Source organism: Tetzosporium hominis (genome assembly GCF_002265435.1).
In the GTDB taxonomy this organism is placed as follows: Bacteria; Bacillota; Bacilli; order Bacillales_A; family Planococcaceae; genus Chryseomicrobium; species Chryseomicrobium hominis.
This window is the reverse complement of record NZ_NOKQ01000304.1, coordinates 1-2,000: the sequence shown is the minus strand read 5'-3', so window position 1 is coordinate 2,000 and position 2,000 is coordinate 1. Positions and strand designations below refer to the sequence as shown.

General features: G+C 49.8%; 1 protein-coding gene. It reads right to left on the bottom strand.

The annotated features are described in order from the left end of the window. Positions 1-167: 167 nt before the first annotated feature. Positions 168-1,403: an IS110 family RNA-guided transposase gene (locus CF394_RS13535; protein WP_094944310.1), complete on the bottom strand. Its 1,236-nt coding sequence runs from the start codon at positions 1,401-1,403 to the stop codon at positions 168-170. Positions 1,404-2,000: the final 597 nt, after the last annotated feature.

Sequence of the window (2,000 nt, the reverse complement as noted above, 5' to 3'; positions counted from 1 at the left end):
AGCCCAGTGGTAATATGTCAACCGAAAAAAATGAGTGAATTGGAAATTCTTTAAGAAGCTTTTCAGAATCCAGCACTTTTCAGGCATGACAAATAGACCTCTCATTTTTTCGTTTTAAAAAGAAAAAAATGGAAGTTTATTAAGGGCTTAAGATTGGAGGTAGTGAATCAACCTCTCCTCTCAGGTGGTGTGTACATCTGGTTCGTGCGCAGTAGCGAGTGCACGAGCCGTACCAGTTTTCTTGCGGTCAAGACGAGAGCACGTTTGTGTTTGTGTTTCGGTACTTCTGCATGTTTCTTCTGATAGAAATCACGATATTCGCTATCGTAGCGACGGACGGACTCGGCTGCCTGGACAAGATAGTACCTGAGGTACTTGTTCCCAGTGCGCATCCGGCTCGTGTTCTCCGCCTCATACTCACCTGACTGGTTCTGGTTCCACACAAGACCTGCGTATTTCGCAAGCGCGTGATGGTCCTTGAAACGCCGGATGTCGCCAATCTCAGCGATCAGCCCGGCCGCATAGACGGGGCCTATGCCTTTTACCGATGTCAGTGTCTGGGGCATGCCCTTCATCAGCCTTTCGATCTCTGCGTCGAGCCTCTTCACCTGGGACTCCATGTGACGAATCGTGCTGAGTATCACGGAGAGCGTGATGTTGACCGGGTCCTGGAGCGCCTTGTCGAGGCGATACGAGTTTCGTGCCAGCTTTTGAAGATACTGTGCGATCTCCTCTGGGTCTTTGAAGCGATTCTTGCCCTTGTCTTGGAGGAAGGCGACCAGCTCCTCCAACTCCATCTCGGCGATCACGTCCGGGTCGAGCTCCTCGATCACTGCGAGGCTCGTCGAGCCGAATGCGTTCGAGAAGGGATTGTCCTGTCTCATGCCACTGAACTTCAAGAACAGCTGGTTCATGAAATAGGTCTTGTTTCGTCCTATCTCCTTCATGAAGTGGAAACGCGCACGCGTCAAACGGCGCAACGCCTCATATTGATGGGCTTCCTGCATTGCGAATGGCAGTCGTCCAAAGCGTAGGTGGTCGGCAATAACCCAGGCATCGATCTTGTCGTTCTTCGGCAATGTATCGTAGCCCTTCTTGAAACGGGCCACTTTCCGTGCATTTAATACGTAGATGGAACTTTGAAACTTTGGCTCGTACCCGCCGAGTCGTTCACGGAGATAATGTGCGATGTGCCAGCTGAACTGGTCCGTCGCCTCCATGCCGATCTTCAGGTCGGTGAGCTGATTCTTTTCCGCCTTCTCCAACACGTTTCTGATCAAGGCGTCCGCGCCTTCCTGATCGTTGGAGATCGAGAAATCAGCCAGTGTACGGCCCTCCTCATCCATGAAGTGGACATGATGGGAGCGTAGACTCACGTCTATTCCTACAAGCATTTGTGACATACCAATCACCTCCTATGTGTGAATAATCAAGACCATCTCAGACCTGGGTGCCCATCGGAATCATCGATGTCATCCTCGTCATAAGCACTCAAAGAGCGGAAGACCATTACGAGCGCTACACTCTCTTCTCGCTCAGCGGCGCAACCAGTGGTTGGACCTTCCATGATGAACTCTGGGTAGCAGGCTAATTAAGCAGTACACGCATGTGTCCGCAAGGAGGAAAAGCTATTTCCTGATGTGATCCTGTCTGTTCCATTGTCCCATGGGCACGGCTGAGAGTTAAAGTTTTAAACGGTACATCTTTTAGAATCTAAAAAGGACGAAGTCCTGAAATGGAGCTTCCTCCATCCTTCGTCCCTAACTTATTTTATTTTTTGGCATGACAAACAAGACAGGTAAGCACCTGTTGGCTACACTTTCAAAATTGTTTAAATCACCATCTCGCTTCCCCGGTAAAACGGGTGGAGCAGGTAAAACAAAAACAAGAGTGGGGAAGCCGAGAGGCGACCACTTTCCTATAGGAATCCGACAGTACTTCCAGCTGTCCGGACTAACTGGAAATTCTATCGGAAAGAGCTCTTACTACTAATATACGAG